This is a genomic window from Streptomyces albiaxialis, from assembly GCF_039530985.1.
In the GTDB taxonomy this organism is placed as follows: domain Bacteria; phylum Actinomycetota; class Actinomycetes; order Streptomycetales; family Streptomycetaceae; genus Streptomyces; species Streptomyces albiaxialis.
In genome coordinates this window covers 610,588-628,269 of sequence record NZ_BAAAPE010000013.1, presented here as the reverse complement: position 1 = coordinate 628,269, position 17,682 = coordinate 610,588, and the positions used below count along the sequence as shown (strand labels likewise).

Here is a 17,682-nt window from a genome sequence, read left to right as displayed (position 1 = left end):
GGCTCACAGCCTCCGTGTCACACGTTCAACGGCTCACTTGGGGCGGCGGTGCGAGACGGGCCGCCGCCCGGTGCCCTGCCCCTGCGCGGGCACGGACTCCCGCTGCCGGGCCATCGCCGCGGCGTCCCGCTTGAAGAACCACTCCATCTTCGGCTCGATGACGAACCGGAAGAGCTTGGTGACCAGCGGCGTGCACAGCACGGTCATCATGATCCCGGCGAGCACCGTGATGGCGACCCGGCTGAGCGGGTGGTCGACCCAGTCCATCTCGTACCAGTCGAACTGGCGCGAGCCCTGGATGAAGAAGATGTGCAGCAGGTACGCGTAGAGCGTCCCGGCGCCCAGCACCGTGAACCACATGTGGCGGCGCGGCACCCAGGAGAGGAAGCACGCGGTCATCACCAGGCCGCAGCCGAAGATCGCGAGGTACATCACCGCGCCGACCCAGGAGGGGACGCCCATGTCGGCGGCGGCCTTGTCGTGCAGGAACCAGGCCTTGGACATCCTGGGCACGGCCCAGTAGGCGAAGACGCAGGTGAACAGCGTGACGGGCACCGCGATGTACCGCATCTGCTTGCGCTTGACGAGCTGGAAGTGGTGCGGACGGAGCTGGAGCCCGAGCACGAAGAAGGGGAGGAACTGCGCGACGCGCATCAGGTTGAGGTCGCCGCCGATGGACGGCGTGACGCTCGCGGCCACCGCGATCCCCAGCGCGACCGGCATCGGCCAGCGCAGGCTCTTCCAGATGGGGGTGGTGAGCCGCCACAGGAAGAGGGCCACCAGGAACCAGAGCGCGAACCCGGGCTCCTGGAAGTGGAAGTCGCGGTCCGGGTCGTCGTTGGCCCAGCGCATGAAGTACGTGTAACCGAACTGGATGGCGAGGTAGGGGACGACCACGCCGGTGATCAGGCGCTTCACCTGGTTCGGCTTGCCCTCGAAACTCCGGGACAGATAGCCGGAGATGATGATGAACGCCGGCATGTGGAACGTGTACATCACGAAGTACAGCGCCTCGGCCGTGCGGCTGTCGTCGCGCAGCGGGTCCCAGGCGTGCCCGATGCCGACGAGCACGATGGTGAGGTACTTCGCGTTGTCGAAGAAGGGGTCACGCTTCTTGGCTACTGGCTTCTTCTCCGCCGGCGCTGGCGGCTTCTGCGCCACAGGCGGTGTGTCGGAGGTGGGGGGCTCCTGGCGGACCGGGGGGAGCGGCGCCCGCTCATAACCAGCGTGCAACATCTGCCGCACCATAGCGGCTAAACCTCGGGGTCGTAAATTCCTGCCGCCGCACGTCTTCCCGGTACTCCGCTTCCTATTCCCCGCACGGCGGAAGGGAGTTGGCTTTCCTTGCGAGGAATGTTCGATTTCGGGCGCTATGTCCCGCTTAAACGGGGCATATGCGCCGCGTGGGACGCCTGAGGAATGTCCTATTGGCGGAAGTCTGGGACGCATGTGACCGAGGCCACAAATCCCGGTTCCCTTCCGTGAATTCACTTCCGTTCGCGGCACCGGGTGCCGAAACTAATGCACCAGGTGCACGTCTCCTGTATGGCGCATTGATCAGGCCGAATTTCTGGCCGAATGAGGGACGTATACCCGGCCGCTGACCGGTGGTCACCCGGCGGCGAGTCTATCCCGGACGCTCCGGTCGCCACTCTCTGTTGTCATCGCCCCTGAGGTTCCCCCGATGATGCGTCACCCGGGTCCACCCGGCCCGGAGTTGGTGGCACGATGGGTGGGCGCGGGGGTGTGGCAGCGCTGGCAGACCCCCAGGGCGGGTGAGGCGTTCCGACCACGAGGGTGTGAGCAGTTGTGGCCATTTCACTGTCCGTAGTGCTGCTGTTGGCAGTCATCCTGGTGATGCTGATCCGCAACGGCTCCCTCAAGGGAGGCCCCGCGATCGTCGCCGTGCTCTTCGGCTTCTTCCTCGCGTCCACGGGCATGGCCCCGTCGATAAATCGCTTCCTCAGCTCGCTCGCCGACTCGATCAACTCGATCAGCTTCTGAGCGCGGCGAAGGCCCGGCCCCCGAGGGGACCGGGCCTTCGCCGGTGCGGAGAGCGGGCGACGGGAATCGAACCCGCGTAGCTGGTTTGGAAGACCAGGGCTCTACCATTGAGCTACGCCCGCGTGGCGACCGCACCCGATCCGGCGGGACGTCGAATGGACATCCAGCAGGTCCGGAGCGGCACGGACTGCATCGTACGGCATGTACTCTACGTGTCGCACCGACGGGGTGTGGCGCAGCTTGGTAGCGCGTCCGCTTTGGGAGCGGAAGGTCGTCGGTTCGAATCCGGCCACCCCGACCACGTACTATGAGAGACGCGCGTGCCTGTGCCGTGTCCGCATTCTCGTGATCGCGCTGCTGAAGCTGCTGATCACGATGCTCGATGGTCCGCATACGGGGCGCCCTCAAGATCAACCCCCAAGAAGCCAGCCCCAAGGAGACCGACCGTGAAGAGCGCCGTGGAGACCCTGAACCCGACCCGGGTTCGGCTCACAGTCGAGGTGCCCTTCGAGGAGCTCAAGGACAGCCTCGACGCGGCGTACAAGAAGATCAACCAGCAGGTCACGGTGCCTGGCTTCCGTAAGGGCAAGATCCCTGCGCGAGTGATCGACCAGCGCTTCGGCCGCGGCGCCGTCCTCGAAGAGGCCGTGAACGACGCACTGCCGAAGCTGTACCAGTCCGCCGTCGAGGAGGGCGAGCTCAACCCGCTCGGCCAGCCCGAGGTGGACATCACCGAGCTGAAGGACAACGAGCTGCTGGCCTTCACCGCCGAGGTCGACATCCGCCCCGAGATCGAGATCCCGGACTACTCCGGCATCGAGGTCGAGGTCGACGCCGCCGAGGTCGCCGACGAGGATGTGGACAAGGCCGTCGAGCAGCTCCGCGAGCGCTTCGCCTCGACCTCCGTCGTCGAGCGCGCCGCCGCCGAGGGCGACGTCGTGAAGGTCGACCTGGAGGCCAAGGTCGACGGCGAGGTCCTGGAGGACGGCGTCGCCCAGGGCGTCGACTACACCATCGGCTCCGGCGAGCTGCTGGACGGCATCGACGACGCCGTCACCGGCCTGGAGGCCGGCGGCACCGCGACCTTCACCTCCGAGCTGAAGGGCGGCTCCGCCGCGGGCCAGGAGGCCGAGGTCACGGTCACCGTCGAGACCGTCTCCGCGCGCGAACTCCCCGAGCTGGACGACGAGTTCGCCCAGATGGCCAGCGAGTTCGACACGCTGGAGGAGATGCGCGAGGACAGCCGCAAGCGCCTCGCCGAGCAGAAGAAGTACGACCAGGCGACCCAGGCCCAGGAGAAGGTGCTCGACGCCCTCCTGGAGCTCATCGAGGTCCCGGTCCCGGAGAAGCTCCTCCAGGACGAGGTCGAGACCCGCAAGCACAACCTGGTCAACCACCAGCTCGGCCAGCTCGGCCTGGACCTCGCGTCGTACCTGAAGATGCAGGACAAGACCGAGGAGGACTTCGAGGCCGAGCTGAAGGAGCAGGCCGAGAAGGGCATCCGCACCCAGTTCGTCCTGGACGAGCTGGTGAACAAGGAGAAGCTGAACGTCAGCCAGGAGGAGCTCACCGAGCACCTCATGCGCCGCGCCCAGTCCTCCGGCATGAGCCCCGACCAGTTCGCCCAGGCCGTCGTCGAGGGCGGCCAGGTGCCGATGCTCGTGGGCGAGGTCGCCCGCGGCAAGGCGCTGGCGACCGTCGTCGAGTCCGCCACGGTCAAGGACACCAACGGCGAGGTCGTCGACCTCGACGACGAGGACGAGTCCGAGAACGCCGAGTCCGACGAGACCTCGACCGAGTCGGCTGACGCCGAGGCCGAGACCAAGGACGAGGCCAAGGACGAGGCCAAGAAGGAAGACGCCTGATCTTCCCTCGCACCCACGAAGGGCCCCCGGAACACGCTTCCGGGGGCCCTTCGCCCCGCCAGGGGCGCGTCCGTGGGCCGGAGAGGGGAGCGTCCCTCCGTGAGGGTGCGAGCCCCGTCCGGTTCCCGGCGGGGCTACCTGCGCTCACAGCGAACAGCTCTCTACGCGGGATGGCCTCCGGCAACGTGCGCGTTAGGGTCCCAGTAGACGAAGACCCCAGTGACGGCGGGCCCCCGGGCAGCCGTCCGGATACGAGCAGGTGGACACGTGACGCTTCCGATGCCTTCCGCCGCCGCTGAGCCCAACTTCGGTGGTGGCCTCGGCGACCAGGTCTACAACCGGCTGCTCAACGAGCGGATCATCTTCCTCGGCCAGCCGGTGGACGACGAGATCGCCAACAAGATCACCGCGCAGCTCTTGCTCCTCGCGGCCGACCCGGACAAGGACATCTTCCTTTACATCAACAGCCCGGGCGGTTCGATCACGGCGGGCATGGCGATCTACGACACCATGCAGTACATCAAGAACGACGTGGTGACGATCGCCATGGGCCTGGCCGCCTCGATGGGGCAGTTCCTGCTCACCGCGGGCACCCCCGGCAAGCGTTTCGCGCTGCCGAACGCCGAGATCCTGATCCACCAGCCGTCCGCGGGCCTCGCGGGCTCGGCGACGGACATCAAGATCCACGCGGAGCAGCTCCTGCGGACCAAGAAGAAGATGTCCGAGCTGTCGGCCGCGCACAGCGGGCAGAGCGTCGAGCAGTGGACCCGTGACGCCGACCGTGACCGCTGGTTCTCCGCCGAGGAAGCCAAGGAGTACGGCCTGATCGACGAGGTCTACGGCTCCGCGGCGCAGCTCCCCGGCGGCGGCGGGACGGGCGCGTGAGCCCCGCCGACCCCGCTCGCCGTCCGCAGCCAGCCCCTCTCCAGGAGAACCTTCCGATGACCTCCCTCAACTCCTCAGGTTCCGGGCTCTACACGGGCCCCACCGCCGAGTCCCGCTACGTCATCCCGCGCTTCGTCGAGCGCACCTCGCAGGGCGTGCGCGAGTACGACCCGTACGCGAAGCTCTTCGAGGAGCGCGTGATCTTCCTCGGCGTGCAGATCGACGACGCCTCGGCCAACGACGTCATGGCGCAGCTCCTGTGCCTGGAGTCGATGGACCCCGACCGGGACATCTCGATCTACATCAATTCGCCCGGCGGCTCCTTCACCGCGCTGACCGCCATCTACGACACGATGCAGTTCGTGAAGCCCGACATCCAGACGGTCTGCATGGGTCAGGCGGCGTCCGCCGCGGCCGTGCTGCTCGCCGCCGGTACCCCCGGCAAGCGGATGGCCCTGCCGAACGCGCGCATCCTGATCCACCAGCCGTACAGCGAGACCGGCCGCGGCCAGGTCTCCGACCTGGAGATCGCGGCGAACGAGATCCAGCGCATGCGTGACCAGCTCGAGGACATGCTCGCGCAGCACTCGACCAAGGACCGGGAGACCATCTCGTCCGACATCGAGCGCGACAAGATCCTCACCGCTGAGGAGTCCCTGGAGTACGGGCTGATCGACCAGATCGTGACCACCCGTAAGTCCTCGGTCGGAGTCTGACGGCCTCCGGCCGGATTCCTTCCGGGATCCCGCACAAGTTCCCGCACCCCCTTGGACCGACCGGGCAGGATCAGACGGTCCGTCCAAGGGGGGCCCATTCCGGCGGCCGGGCAAGGTACCGTCGGAGAGCACGTACCTCGGTCCGCACCTACCCGCGGATCCCAGGCGAAGGGGAAGCTCCTCGTGGCACGCATCGGTGATGGCGGCGATCTGCTCAAGTGCTCGTTCTGCGGCAAGAGCCAGAAGCAGGTGAAGAAGCTCATCGCGGGACCAGGTGTGTACATCTGCGACGAGTGCATCGATCTCTGCAACGAGATCATCGAGGAGGAGCTCGCGGAGTCCTCCGAGGTGCGCTGGGACGAACTGCCCAAGCCGCGTGAGATCTACGAGTTCCTGGAGAGCTACGTCGTGGGCCAGGAGGCCGCGAAGAAGGCTCTCTCCGTCGCGGTCTACAACCACTACAAGCGCGTCCAGGCCGGGGAGAACGCCACCGGCCAGGGCCGGGACGACGGCATCGAGCTGGCCAAGTCCAACATCCTGCTGCTCGGCCCCACCGGCTCCGGCAAGACGCTGCTCGCGCAGACGCTCGCCCGGATGCTGAACGTGCCGTTCGCGATCGCCGACGCGACGGCGCTCACGGAGGCGGGATACGTCGGCGAGGACGTCGAGAACATCCTCCTGAAGCTGATCCAGGCCGCGGACTACGACGTCAAGAAGGCCGAGACCGGCATCATCTACATCGACGAGATCGACAAGGTCGCCCGCAAGAGCGAGAACCCGTCGATCACGCGTGACGTCTCCGGTGAGGGCGTGCAGCAGGCACTGCTCAAGATCCTGGAGGGCACCACGGCCTCGGTGCCGCCGCAGGGCGGGCGCAAGCACCCGCACCAGGAGTTCATCCAGATCGACACGACGAACGTGCTGTTCATCGTGGGCGGCGCCTTCGCGGGCCTGGAGAAGATCATCGAGTCGCGGGCCGGGGCCAAGGGCATCGGCTTCGGCGCCGACATCCGCTCCAAGCGCGAGATCGAGGCGAGCAACCAGTTCGAGGAGGTCATGCCGGAGGACCTCGTGAAGTTCGGGATGATCCCGGAGTTCATCGGCCGCCTCCCCGTGATCACCAGCGTCCACAACCTCGACCGCGAGGCCCTGCTCCAGATCCTGATGGAGCCGAGGAACGCGCTGGTGAAGCAGTACCAAAGGCTCTTCGAACTCGACGGTGTGGAGCTGGACTTCGACCGTCCCGCGCTGGAGGCCATCGCCGACCAGGCGATCCTGCGCGGCACCGGCGCGCGCGGCCTGCGCGCCATCATGGAGGAGGTCCTCCAGTCGGTGATGTACGAGGTGCCGTCCCGCAAGGACGTCGAGCGCGTCGTCATCACGGAGGAGGCCGTGCACTCCAATGTGAACCCGACCCTCGTCCCGCGCGCCCGCGGCACCGAACAGCCGGGCCAGCGCCACGAGAAGAGCGCGTAGCGCGTCCGAAGGCCCGAAAGGCCATGAGAAGTCCATGAGAAGGCCCCGCACCCGGAAGAACGGGTGCGGGGCCTGTCTCGTCTTCGGTCTCGTGTCCGGCTACGCCCTCGCTCAGGCCTTCACCCGTGCGTCGGAACGGACCTGGGCCGCCAGCTCCGCCGCCTTCCCGACGGAGAGGCCACCGGACATGTCGGCCATCGAGACGGCGCCGATCGTGCTGGAGTCGCCCCAGACGCAGATCTTCATGCTCAGGGTGTCCACCTTGAACTCCTGGCACTTGAGGGAGTCGCCGTCGAAGCCGGAGGGGCTGTACTCCTTCGGCTTCCCCGTGGGCTTGCCTATCGGCGCGAACTCCTTCTGCATCTGCTCGAAGAGCCAGTCGACGCCCGCCTTCGGGTCGTCCACCTCGCCGTAGGCCCCGCCGAGCTGGAGCTGCTTGGTGCCCGCCCGGTACTGCGCCGTGAGGTCGCCGTCCGCCTTCAGCCCCGGAATCCTCTTGCCGCCCCCGGGACCGTCCTTGGTGAACACCTCACCACTCTTGCCCTTCTTCGGCTTGCCCTTGAGCGTGTAGTCCCCGGCGACCGTCCTGGGCGCCGTGAGCTTGTACGAGGCGTCGTCACCGCCGCCCACGACGCCGGACGCGAAGAGGCCGCCCACGACGGCCCCGACGACCACAAGGGCCCCGACGACGATCCCGACCGTCTTCCCCCTGCCCCCACCGCCGCCGGGCGGCTGGACGGCCGGCGCGGGCGGAGGCATCCCCGGCCCGGCGTGTGGCTGGCTCATGCTGACGTGTCCTCTCTGCCGTCTGGTGACGAGAACGGCGCCCGGCGGAACACCGCCGAGCGCCTTCCCATGGGCCGTACGCGATTACTTGATCTCGACCCGGGTGTCCTTGCGGACCTTGCCGGTCGTCTCGGCGGCCTCGGAGATCGGGGCGCTCTTGCCGGTCATGGCCGCCGCCAGGTCCACCGACATGACGGTGCCGACGGTGCTGTGGTCGGCCCACATGCAGAACGGGATCTTGACGGTCTTGCCGGGGCTGGCCTCCGTCGAGGCGTTCTGGCACTTCATGACCGCGTCGTCGGCGCCCGCGGGGCTGACCTTCTCCGGGCTGCCTTCGAGCTTGGTCTTGCCGCTGTCCTTCGAGGCCTCCTCGGCCATCTTGCCGAAGGCGGCGTCCAGGACCTTCTCCGGGTCGTCGACGTCGCCGTAGACGCCGGCGAACTGGAGCTGCTTCGCGCTCATGCCCGAGCCGGACTTGTACGCGGCGTTGACGTCCTTGATGTTCTTGACGCCGAACTCCTCGAAGTCGCTCTTGGCCTCGGAGTCGAAGCCGCCGCCACCGCCGCTCGGGCTCTTCTGGAAGCTGCCCGCGACCGTGGCCGGGGTGATCAGCTTGTACTTCTTGCCGTCGTCCGCGACCGTCGAGCCGCCGTCGTCGTCGCCGCCCGTGAAGAGCAGGACGCCGCCGATGATGGCGCCGACGACGGCCAGGGCGCCGACGACGATGCCTATCGTCTTGCCCTTGCTGCTGCCGCTGCCCTGCGGGGGCATCGGCATGCCGGGCTGTCCGGGCTGGCCGTACGGCTGCTGGCCCTGCTGCTGGTACCCGCCGGGCTGCTGGCCCTGCTGCGGGTAGCCGTAGCCCTGCTGCGGGGGCGGGGGCTGCTGCTGGTATCCGCCGGGCTGGCCGCCCTGTTGCGGGTAGCCGTAGCCGGGCTGCCCCGGTGCGCCACCGTACTGCGGCTGCTGCTGGCCGTACGGGCCCGGCTGCTGGGGCTGCTGCCCGTACGGGCCGGGCTGCTGGCCGTAGGGCCCGGGCTGGTTGTCACTCATGGTGGCGCTTCCCCTCCGTGAACAAATGCTTGAATGCGCGCCGCACATCCTCTCCCATGACGCGAGACGCCGTCCCCACGGGAGCGAAATCGCAGCCCGCCGGGTGCGAGATCGTGAAGAAATGAGGGTGGGATGTCCGGCTACGAGCGGAAATGGAAGCGCCCGGCGGGTACCCGCCGGGCGCTTCCAACTGTGGTTTTTCTGTGACCCCGGAGTTACTTGATTTCCACCCGGGAATCCGAGCGGACCTTCGCGGTGGTCGCGCCCGCCTCGTCGATCGACATGTTCTTGCCGGTGAGGACGGCGGCCGGGTCGGCGACCATCACGAAGCCGATCGTGCTGGTGTCGCCCCACATGCAGAACGGGACCTTGAAGTTGTCGACGCCCGCGGAGTTCCCGGGCGCGGCGGTGAACTTGATGTTCTGGCACTTGAGGACCGCGCCCCCGTCCAGGCCCGGCGCGTCGACCTCCTGGGGGGAGCCCTCCAGCTCGGCCTTGCCGCCGCCGCCCGTGTTCGGGTCCTTGACGGCCTCCTTGGCCAGCGCCGCGAACGCGACGTCGACGACCTTGTCCGGGTCGGAGATCTTGCCGTAGGCGCCGCCGAAGTGGAGCTGCTTGGCGATCTCGCCGGTGCCGGACTTGTACGCGGCGTTGACCGACGTCGGGTCCTCGACGCCGAACGAGGCGAGCTTGTCGGCGTCGTTGCCGCCGAAGGCGGAGGCGCCCGAGGAGGTGTCCTTCTTGTACTCCTCCGCGACCGTCGCCGGGGTCGTCAGCTTGTACTTCTTGCCGTCGTCCGCCGCGACGTTCCCGCCGCCCTTCTTGCCGCCCTTGCCGTCGTCGCCGTCGTCGCCGGTGAAGAGGAGGACCCCGCCCACGACCGCCGCGACCGCGACGACCGCGGCGACGACGATGCCGATCGTCTTGCCCTTGTTGCCGCCGCCGCCCTGCGGGGGCATCGGCATGCCGGGCTGCTGCTGCCCGTAGGGACCGGGCGGCGGCTGCTGGCCGTACGGGCCGGGCTGGCCGCCCTGCTGCGGGTATCCGTAACCGGGCTGCTGGCCCTGGCCGCCCTGCGCTCCGGCATAGGGGTTCGGGCCGCCGGGCTGAGGCCCCTGCTGAGGCTGGCCGTAGGGCCCGGGCTGCTGGCCGTACGGTCCCGGCTGCGGGGGCTGCTGCCCGTACGGACCGGGCTGGTCGTTGCTCATCAGAACTCCTTGCTCGGACACCCCGCTCCCGGACCGTACGTACCCGCCCGCCAGGGCGGAGAGTTCCGTGCGCGGCGATTCCCTCCGTGAACGCATGCCAGGTGCACGCGTGAATACGCTCGTCACATCTTGACGGATCCCGTGCGTGAGCGCCGCATCGGTCCCCAAACCGATTCGAGAACGGGACATTGACGCCCGTACACTGGCCGTCGTGACCGAGAACACTCAGCGCCCAGAGTCCCCCGCAGATCTGCCGACCCAGTACACGCCGGCCGAGGTAGAGGGGAAGCTGTACGAGCGCTGGGTAGAGCGGGGCTATTTCGAGGCCGACGCCAAGAGCGAGAAGACCCCGTACACGATCGTCATCCCCCCGCCGAACGTCACCGGGTCCCTGCACCTCGGCCACGCCTTCCAGCACACGCTGATGGACGCCCTCACCCGCCGCAAGCGGATGCAGGGGTACGAGGCGCTGTGGCTGCCCGGCATGGACCACGCGGGCATCGCCACGCAGAACAAGGTCGAGCAGCAGCTCGCCGAGGAGGGCAAGTCCCGCCAGGACCTCGGCCGGGACGAGTTCGTCCGCCGCGTGTGGCAGTGGAAGGAGGAGTACGGGGGGAAGATCCTCGGCCAGATGCGCCGCCTCGGCGACGGCGTCGACTGGAGCCGCGAGCGCTTCACCATGGACGAGGGCCTCTCGCGCGCCGTCCAGACCGTCTTCAAGAAGATGTACGACGACGGGCTGATCTACCGCGCCGAGCGGATCATCAACTGGTGCCCGCGCTGCCTCACCGCGATCTCCGACATCGAGGTCGAGTACCAGGAGGACGACGGCGAGCTGGTCCAGCTCCAGTACGGCGAGGGTGAGGAGACGGTCGTCGTCGCGACGACCCGCGCCGAGACGATGCTGGGCGACACCGCCGTCGCCGTCCACCCGGACGACCCGCGGTACCGGCACCTGATCGGTAAGCAGATCAAGCTGCCGCTGACCGACCGCACCATCCCCGTCGTCGCCGACAGCCACGTCGACCCCGAGTTCGGCACCGGCCAGGTCAAGGTCACCCCGGCCCACGATCCCAACGACTTCGAGATCGGCCGCCGCCACGACCTGCCCATGATCACGGTCATGGACGAGCGCGGCGTGATCACCGTCCCCGGCCCCTTCGAGGGCCTGGACCGCTTCGAGGCGCGCTCGGCGATCGTCGCCGCGCTGCGCGAGCAGGGCCGGATCCTGGAGGAGAAGCGGCCGTACAAGCACAGCGTCGGCCACTGCTCCCGCTGCAAGACGACCATCGAGCCGCGGCTGTCCATGCAGTGGTGGGTCAAGGTCGCGCCCCTGGCGCAGGCCGCGGGCGACGCCGTCCGCGACGGGCGTACGAAGATCCACCCCGCCGACATGTCGTCCCGCTACTTCGACTGGGTCGACAACATGCACGACTGGACGATCTCCCGCCAGCTCTGGTGGGGCCACCGCATCCCGGTCTGGTACGGGCCGGGCGGCGAGGTCGTCTGCGTCGGCCCCGACGAGGAGCCGCCGGGCGGCGAGGGCTGGACCCAGGACCCCGACGTCCTGGACACCTGGTTCTCCTCGGGCCTGTGGCCGTTCTCCACGCTGGGCTGGCCCGACGAGACGCCGGACCTCGCGAAGTTCTATCCGACGGACGTCCTGGTCACGGGCTACGACATCATCTTCTTCTGGGTCGCCCGGATGATGATGTTCGGGACGTACGTCATGGACGAGGTCCCGTTCCACACCATCCAGCTCACCGGTCTCGTCCGCGACGAGCACGGCAAGAAGATGTCGAAGTCGTTCGGGAACGTCGTCGACCCCCTCGACTGGATGGACGCCTACGGGTCGGACGCCCTGCGCTACACCCTGGCGTCCGGCGCCAACCCCGGCACCGACGTCCCGATCGGCGAGGACTGGGTCAAGGCGTCCCGCAACTTCGCCAACAAGATCTGGAACGCCACGCGTTTCGCGCTGATGAACGGCGCCACGGTCGAGGGCCCGCTGCCGGACCCGTCCGAGATGTCGGCCACCGACCGCTGGATCCTCTCCCGGCTCAACGCGACGGTCGCCGAGGTCGACGCGTACTACGAGGACTACCAGTTCGCGAAGCTCTCCGACGCCCTGCGCCACTTCGCGTGGGACGAGGTCTTCGACTGGTACGTCGAGCTGTCCAAGACCACCTTCTTCGCGGGCGGACGCCCGGCGGAGGTCTCGGGCCGCGTCCTGGGCGAGGTCCTCGACGTCATGCTGCGCCTGCTGCACCCGGTCGTCCCCTTCGTCACCGAGACGCTGTGGACGACGCTGACCGGCGGGGAGTCCGTCGTGGTCGCCGAGTGGCCGTCGGACTCCGGTTTCCGTGACGCGGAGGCCGAGGCCGAGCTGGCCGCCGTCCAGCAGGCCGTCACCGAGGTCCGCCGCTTCCGCGCCGACCAGGGCCTCCAGCCAGGACAGAAGGTCCCGGCCCGGCTCGACCTGGACGGGACGCCGCTCGCGGCGCACGAGGAGCCCATCCGCCAGCTCCTGCGCCTCCAGCCCGCCGGGGACGGCTTCCAGGCCACGGCCTCGCTGCCCGTCGTGGGCGCCACCGTCGCGCTGGACCTCTCCGGCGCGATCGACGTCGAGGCCGAGCGCAAGCGCCTCGCGAAGGACCTCGCGGCGGCCGAGAAGGAGCTGAAGCAGACGACGGCGAAGCTCGGGAACGAGGCGTTCCTCGCGAAGGCCCCCGACCACGTCGTCGACAAGATCCGCACCCGGAAGTCGGCGGCGGAGGCCGACATCGAGCGGCTCAAGGGGCAGATCGAGAAGCTGGGCTGAGCCCTTCCGCTCGTGACGGCGGGCCTCTTCCCGCGTTCAGCGGCGCTGTGCGCGCCGCCGCAGGAAGAGGCCCGCCGTCACGAGCGCGGCCGCCACGGCCGCGAGCGTGAGGATGCCGACGGGGCCGAGGCCCGCGCCGGTCGCGGCCAGCGAGCCGCCGCCGGCGGCGAGTGCGGGGGTGCCGAGTGCGTTTCCGTACATGTTCGTGTCTCTCCTTGAGGTCTCAGTGGTCTCAGTGGTCTCAGTGGCGTCAGTGGTCTCAGTGGTCGAGCGCGACCGGTCCCGCTGGTGAACGCTCCGCGTTGCGGCGGGTCTTGGCCCAGCCACCCCGCCCCCGCACGGCACGCACGAGCGCGCGTACAGACGCCGGGAACAGGTGGTAGGCGTACAGCCACAGCGCCAGGCCCCAGCCGAGCCCCGTCAGCCGGGAGCGCGCGGGCGCGTACGTACGCCGGTAGAGCACGCCCCAGCCCAGGAACGGCAGCACCGAGACCAGTGCCAGCACGGCGAGCAACGGCCAGACGGCGGCGGCCCGTTCGCCCACCGGCGCCCAGCCGTACGCGCTCACGGTGACGCCGGTCAGCACGGCGGCCGTCGCGGCCACCGCGAGCGCCAGCAGATGCGCGAGCGGCTGGACGAAGGTGTAGAGCGCCTCCAGCACGGCCGCGCCCGAGAAGTGCCGGGAGGACAGGACGCGCGGCGCGTAGCGGGCGCAGGAGAGGTTGCCCTGCGCCCAGCGGGTGCGCTGGGCGAGCAGCCTGCGCGGGTGCGGCAGGCCCTCCTGCGTGACCCAGGTGTCGGCCAGGTGCGTGGTGCGGTAGCCGTTCAGCAGCATGTGCAGGCCGAGTTCGTAGTCCTCCAGCAGCGCGCCGCCCTGCCAGGGGTGGCGCTCGGCCGCCGCGATGCGGTCGAGCGCGGAGAGCCGGGTGAACTGCCCGTTGCCGCCGAGTCCGGCCGAGCCCGAGCGGGCGCGCAGCGCCTGGGTGCCCGAGCAGGCGACGGCGAACTCCATGTCCTGCGCCCGCACCAGCAGCCGCCCCGGCCGGTGGGGGTGCGGCCCGTCGACGTTCCGCATCCGTACGTTCACCTGGACGCCGCCGATGTCGTCGTCGCCGAAGCCGGAAGGGCCGGAGACGGGCCCGAACGCGCCCGGGTCGAGCTGCCCGTCCGCGTCCACGACGCAGACGATCACCCGCGTACGGTCGGTGTCCTCCGGCAGGAACCGGTTCAGCTCCGCGTAGGCCGCGTTGAGCGCCGCGCCCTTGCCCTGCCGCGCGTGCGGACGGCGGCGGCCCACGACCCGTACGCGCGGATCGCGGGCGGCGAGGGCCGCGACGATCTCGCCCGTACGGTCGTCGCTGTCGTCGTCGATCACCCACACATGGGCGTCGGGGAAGTCCTCGCGCAGGCGGGCGACGGTCGTGCCGATGACGGCTTCCTCGTCGCGGCACGGCACGAAGAAGTGCCAGTCGAACGCGGCGGGGTCGCCCGGCGCCGCGGGCCGCCGCCGCGCGAGCGCGCGCAGGACGGTCACCCAGTGGACCAGGAAGCAGCCCAGCAGGACGAGGGGGAGGACGACGAGCACGAAGGCTCCTTCCGGGGAGAGGGGCGGGACGGTCAGGCGGCGGGGGCGTACGCGGGAGTGGCGGGCGCGGCGGGCGCGGGGCTGGCGGGCGCCAGCAGCGCGGCGATCCGCTCCGAGGCGCGCCCGTCCCCGAACGGGCTGGGCAGCGCGGCGAGGCGGCGCAGCCCCGGCGCGCCCTCGGCGAGGCGGCGGCGCGCGGCCTCGCCCACCGCCGCGCCCGGCCGCACCAGCTCGGCGAAGTCCCGCAGGGCCTCGGGCCGTTCGGTCGAGCGGCGGACGACGACCAGCGGCCGGCCCAGCACCGTGACCTCCTCCTGCACGCCGCCCGAGTCGGAGACGAGGAGCGCGGCGTCGCGCGCGAGGCCCAGGAACGCGCCGTAGCCGAGCGGCCCGGTGACCGTCAGCCCGGCGAGCAGCGGAGCGAGCCCGGCCGCGTCGATACGGGCGCGGGTACGCGGATGGAGGGGGAGTAGCACGGGCGTACCGGCGGCGGCGAGCGCGCCCAGTTCGGCGAGGGTGGCGCGCAGGGCGCCGGTGTCGTCGGTGTTCTCGGGGCGGTGCAGGGTGGCCAGCACGTAGTGGTCGGGGGCGAGGCCGTGGCGGGCGCGGAGCGCGGCCCGCTCGGACGGCGACGGCAGGTGGTGGCGCACGGCCTCGACGACCGTGTTGCCGGTGACCTCGATCCGCTCGTCCGGGACGCCCTCGGCGCGCAGCGCCGCCCGGTTCGCCTCGGTCGGGGCGCACAGCACATCGGCCACGGAGTCGATCAGGACCCGGTTGTGCTCCTCGGGCATCGCCCGGTCGTGGCTGCGCAGCCCCGCCTCGACGTGCACGAGCCGGATGCCGCGCGCGTTGGCGGCGAGCGCCCCGGCGAGCGCGGCGTTGGTGTCGCCCTGGACGACGACGGAGGCCGGGGGAGCGGCGGCGAACAGCGCGTCGAGCTGCTCCAGCCCGGCGGCGAGCTGCCCGGCGCGCGGCCTGCCGCCGACGCCGTGCAGGAACGTCGGCTCCGGCAGCCCCAGCTCGGTCAGGAAGCGGCCCGACATCTCCTCGTCGTAGTGCTGCCCCGTGTGGATCAGCCGGGCCTCCGGGCCGAGCAGCCGCAGCAGCTCGGTGACCTTGACCAGCTCGGGACGGGTGCCGAGCACGACGGCCGTGCCGTGGCCGGAGCCGTGGCCGGGACCGTGACCGGGGCCGGGACGGTGGGCGTGGCTGTGGCCGTGGGACAGGGGGGAGGGGGCGGGCATCGGGGCTCCTGGGCTGTGCGCGGGCGGCGTACAGCGGCCAGGGTCGGGGGCGACGGTCGCGCGGACCGGTGCGCTCCGGTAGCGGGACGGTTGCGATTCCCGGCCCCGTGGTCAGTCCTCCGGAGGCCGGAAGCGGTACCCCGTGCCCCGTACGGCCTCCAGCGGGTCCCCGGGGTCCTCGGGCCCGCCGCCGGCCTCGCGGAGCTTGCGGCGCAGCCGCAGCACGGCGAACTTCACCCGCTCCCTGCCCGTCCCCGTCGGGTCGTCCCACACCGAGTCGAGGAGCTGCTCGGTGGTGACGATCCGCCCCCGGTTCCGTACGAGCGTCCGCAGCAGCCGGAACTCGATCTCGCTCAGCCGCACCTCGGCGCCCTGCCACACCGCCGAACGCCGTTCGGGCACCAGCACGAGACCGGCCGCCTCCGCGTCGGCCGTGCCGTCCAGGTCGCCGCCCACGCCCACGTCGCGCGTGCGGCGCCGCAGCAGGGCCTCGATCCGGGCGAGCAGCTCCTCGTTCCCGAAGGGCTTGGGCAGATAGTCGTCCGCGCCCGCGCGCAGCCCCCGCACCCGGTCGGCCTCGGAGCCGTGGGCCGTCAGCATCAGCACGGGCACGTCGGTCATGTCGCGCGTACGGTCCAGGACCTCCCAGCCGTTCAGCCCCGGCAGCCCGATGTCCAGGACCATCAGCGCGGGGCGCGCCCCGAAGAGGAGCCGCAGCCCCTCGCGCCCGTCGGCCGCCGCCGTCACCTCGTACCCGGCGCGGCCCAGCAGCGTGGTGAGGGCGAGCCGCAGATCGGGCTCGTCCTCGACGACCAGGACCCGGGCCCCGCTCACGCGGCCCGCTCCCCGCCGTCCGGCCCCGCCAGCGGCAGCCGGAGCCGGAAGACCGCGCCCTCGCCCTCCGTGCCGCCGACGGTGAGCGTCCCGCCGTGCAGCCGGACGATGTCGTGGCTGACGGCGAGCCCGATGCCGCTGCCCGGATAGCCGCCGCGCTCGGCGTTGGGCGCCCGCGCGAAGGTCTGGAAGATCGCGTTCCGGGACTCCTCGGGGACGCCGATCCCGGTGTCCGCGACCTCGATCTCCCAGGCGGCGCCGCGCGGCGCGGCCGTCAGCCGTACGTCGCCGCCGGCCGCCGTGTACTTCGCGGCGTTGCCCAGCAGGTTCGTCACCACACGCTCCAGCAGGTGCTCGTCCCCGCGCAGCGGGGGCCCGTCGGCGCAGCGCACCGTGAGGAAGACCCCGGCCTCCTCCATCGCCGCCGTCCGGGCGGCCAGCGCGTGGTCCAGCAGCCGCGGCACCCGCACCTCGCCCAGCTCCAGCCCGTGCGGCCCCGCGGCCCCGCCCGGGGCGCCGGAGGCGGGCAGCAGCCGGGTGATGACCTGGCGCATGTGCTCGGCGTTGCGGGCGATGGCGGCGAGGAAGTCGCGCTGGTGGACGTCGAGCGTGCCGCTCGCCGGATCGGCCAGCAGCTCGCAGAAGCTGACGACGGCGGCGAGCGGGGTCCGCAGCTCGTGCGAGGCCGTCGCGGTGAACTCGCGCCGCTCCCGCAGCACCCGCTCCAGGTCCTCGTTGTCCCGCCGCAGATCGTGCTCGGTCCGCTTGGCCTCGGTGACGTCGCGGTACGTCCAGAGGAACCCCACGTGCGCGTCCCCGTCCTGGAGCGGCACGGTCTCCCGGTTGACGACCCGGCCGTCGCGCAGCGGGATCTCGGTCACCCGGCGGATCCGGGGCGCGTGGTCGCGCGGGGACGTCCGCGCCGCGGGGTGGCCCGGCACATAGCGCCGCGCGATCTCCTCCAGCACCGTGCGCGCGGGGGCGCCCGGCGAGATGTCGCACTCCGGGCCCAGGCCGAACATTCCGCCGAGCGCGTCGTTCGCCGCCACGATCCTGCCGTCCGTCCCCTGGCACAGCACGCCCAGCGGCGCCGCCTGGAGCGCCGCGCGCAGCACCCGTACGTGCGCGGGCGGTACGGACGGAAGGAAGGGGTCCCGGATCACGGCCACGCTCCTCACCGCGAGCTGTCCCCCGAGGCGTCC

15 protein-coding genes and 2 tRNA genes are annotated in these 17,682 nt (G+C 70.7%); 7 read left to right on the top strand and 10 right to left on the bottom strand.

Features of this window, described 5'->3' with window-relative positions; genetic code table 11:
- Positions 1 to 33: 33 nt before the first annotated feature.
- Entirely contained in the window at positions 34 to 1,248 is a 1,215-nt protein-coding gene (locus ABD343_RS26465) for an acyltransferase family protein (protein WP_344531832.1), read from the bottom strand.
- Positions 1,249 to 1,809: 561 nt separating this feature from the next.
- Here ABD343_RS26465 and ABD343_RS26460 point away from each other — a divergent pair.
- Complete coding sequence (locus ABD343_RS26460) at positions 1,810 to 2,004, top strand: hypothetical protein (RefSeq protein WP_344531831.1); 195 nt, start codon at positions 1,810 to 1,812, stop codon at positions 2,002 to 2,004.
- Between the two features lie 51 nt (positions 2,005 to 2,055).
- Here ABD343_RS26460 and ABD343_RS26455 read toward each other — a convergent pair.
- Positions 2,056 to 2,126, bottom strand: a tRNA-Gly gene (locus ABD343_RS26455).
- Positions 2,127 to 2,228: 102 nt separating this feature from the next.
- Between ABD343_RS26455 and ABD343_RS26450 the strand changes: the two genes are divergently transcribed.
- From ABD343_RS26450 to clpX, 5 genes are all read left to right on the top strand, one after another.
- Positions 2,229 to 2,305 (top strand) — tRNA-Pro (locus ABD343_RS26450).
- Positions 2,306 to 2,450: 145 nt separating this feature from the next.
- Positions 2,451 to 3,869 carry a trigger factor gene (gene tig, locus ABD343_RS26445; RefSeq protein WP_344531830.1) on the top strand — a complete coding sequence of 473 codons (1,419 nt, stop codon included), beginning with the start codon at positions 2,451 to 2,453 and terminating at the stop codon, positions 3,867 to 3,869.
- 279 nt (positions 3,870 to 4,148) lie between these two features.
- Complete coding sequence (locus ABD343_RS26440) at positions 4,149 to 4,754, top strand: ATP-dependent Clp protease proteolytic subunit (RefSeq protein WP_344532254.1); 606 nt, start codon at positions 4,149 to 4,151, stop codon at positions 4,752 to 4,754.
- 56 nt (positions 4,755 to 4,810) lie between these two features.
- The gene (locus ABD343_RS26435) at positions 4,811 to 5,470 is read left to right on the top strand and encodes an ATP-dependent Clp protease proteolytic subunit (protein WP_344531829.1); all 660 of its coding nucleotides are present in this window, start codon (positions 4,811 to 4,813) and stop codon (positions 5,468 to 5,470) included.
- A gap of 183 nt (positions 5,471 to 5,653) precedes the next feature.
- Positions 5,654 to 6,946 (top strand): ATP-dependent Clp protease ATP-binding subunit ClpX, encoded by a 1,293-nt coding sequence (gene clpX, locus ABD343_RS26430; RefSeq protein ID WP_344531828.1) that lies wholly within the window; start codon positions 5,654 to 5,656, stop codon positions 6,944 to 6,946.
- Between the two features lie 111 nt (positions 6,947 to 7,057).
- On the opposite strand, the gene ABD343_RS26425 is transcribed toward clpX, so the two are convergent.
- The 3 genes from ABD343_RS26425 to ABD343_RS26415 all read right to left on the bottom strand — a co-directional run bounded on the left by ABD343_RS26425 (position 7,058) and on the right by ABD343_RS26415 (position 9,993).
- Entirely contained in the window at positions 7,058 to 7,732 is a 675-nt protein-coding gene (locus tag ABD343_RS26425; RefSeq protein WP_344531827.1) for a hypothetical protein, read from the bottom strand.
- Between the two features lie 84 nt (positions 7,733 to 7,816).
- Complete coding sequence (locus ABD343_RS26420; RefSeq protein WP_344531826.1) at positions 7,817 to 8,785, bottom strand: hypothetical protein; 969 nt, start codon at positions 8,783 to 8,785, stop codon at positions 7,817 to 7,819.
- Between the two features lie 215 nt (positions 8,786 to 9,000).
- Entirely contained in the window at positions 9,001 to 9,993 is a 993-nt protein-coding gene (locus tag ABD343_RS26415) for a hypothetical protein (RefSeq protein WP_344531825.1), read from the bottom strand.
- A gap of 211 nt (positions 9,994 to 10,204) precedes the next feature.
- Here ABD343_RS26415 and ABD343_RS26410 point away from each other — a divergent pair, with 211 nt between their 5' ends.
- Positions 10,205 to 12,814 (top strand): valine--tRNA ligase, encoded by a 2,610-nt coding sequence (locus ABD343_RS26410; RefSeq protein WP_344531824.1) that lies wholly within the window; start codon positions 10,205 to 10,207, stop codon positions 12,812 to 12,814.
- A gap of 36 nt (positions 12,815 to 12,850) precedes the next feature.
- On the opposite strand, the gene ABD343_RS26405 is transcribed toward ABD343_RS26410, so the two are convergent.
- The 5 genes from ABD343_RS26405 to ABD343_RS26385 all read right to left on the bottom strand — a co-directional run bounded on the left by ABD343_RS26405 (position 12,851) and on the right by ABD343_RS26385 (position 17,643).
- A complete protein-coding gene (locus ABD343_RS26405) occupies positions 12,851 to 13,015 on the bottom strand; it encodes a hypothetical protein (protein ID WP_344531823.1) in 165 nt (54 codons plus the stop codon).
- Between the two features lie 58 nt (positions 13,016 to 13,073).
- On the bottom strand, positions 13,074 to 14,399 hold the full coding sequence (locus tag ABD343_RS26400; protein WP_344531822.1) for an XrtP-associated glycosyltransferase: 1,326 nt from the start codon (positions 14,397 to 14,399) through the stop codon (positions 13,074 to 13,076).
- Between the two features lie 32 nt (positions 14,400 to 14,431).
- Positions 14,432 to 15,646, bottom strand: coding sequence for a non-hydrolyzing UDP-N-acetylglucosamine 2-epimerase (gene wecB / locus ABD343_RS26395; RefSeq protein WP_344531821.1), 1,215 nt, complete (start codon positions 15,644 to 15,646; stop codon positions 14,432 to 14,434).
- A gap of 111 nt (positions 15,647 to 15,757) precedes the next feature.
- On the bottom strand, positions 15,758 to 16,480 hold the full coding sequence (locus ABD343_RS26390) for a response regulator transcription factor (protein WP_344531820.1): 723 nt from the start codon (positions 16,478 to 16,480) through the stop codon (positions 15,758 to 15,760).
- Positions 16,477 to 17,643 carry a PAS domain-containing sensor histidine kinase gene (locus tag ABD343_RS26385; RefSeq protein WP_344531819.1) on the bottom strand — a complete coding sequence of 389 codons (1,167 nt, stop codon included), beginning with the start codon at positions 17,641 to 17,643 and terminating at the stop codon, positions 16,477 to 16,479. Before ABD343_RS26385 ends, ABD343_RS26390 begins: the two co-directional genes overlap by 4 nt.
- Positions 17,644 to 17,682: the final 39 nt, after the last annotated feature.

Coding starts and splice junctions, on each gene's coding strand:
- ABD343_RS26415 (WP_344531825.1), bottom strand. CDS start 9,993: ATGAGCAACGACCAGCCCGGTCCGTACGGGCAGCAGCCCCCGCAGCCG.
- ABD343_RS26440 (WP_344532254.1), top strand. CDS start 4,149: ATGCCTTCCGCCGCCGCTGAGCCCAACTTCGGTGGTGGCCTCGGCGAC.
- ABD343_RS26465 (WP_344531832.1), bottom strand. CDS start 1,248: ATGGTGCGGCAGATGTTGCACGCTGGTTATGAGCGGGCGCCGCTCCCC.
- ABD343_RS26435 (WP_344531829.1), top strand. CDS start 4,811: ATGACCTCCCTCAACTCCTCAGGTTCCGGGCTCTACACGGGCCCCACC.
- wecB (WP_344531821.1), bottom strand. CDS start 15,646: ATGCCCGCCCCCTCCCCCCTGTCCCACGGCCACAGCCACGCCCACCGT.
- ABD343_RS26425 (WP_344531827.1), bottom strand. CDS start 7,732: ATGAGCCAGCCACACGCCGGGCCGGGGATGCCTCCGCCCGCGCCGGCC.
- ABD343_RS26405 (WP_344531823.1), bottom strand. CDS start 13,015: ATGTACGGAAACGCACTCGGCACCCCCGCACTCGCCGCCGGCGGCGGC.
- ABD343_RS26420 (WP_344531826.1), bottom strand. CDS start 8,785: ATGAGTGACAACCAGCCCGGGCCCTACGGCCAGCAGCCCGGCCCGTAC.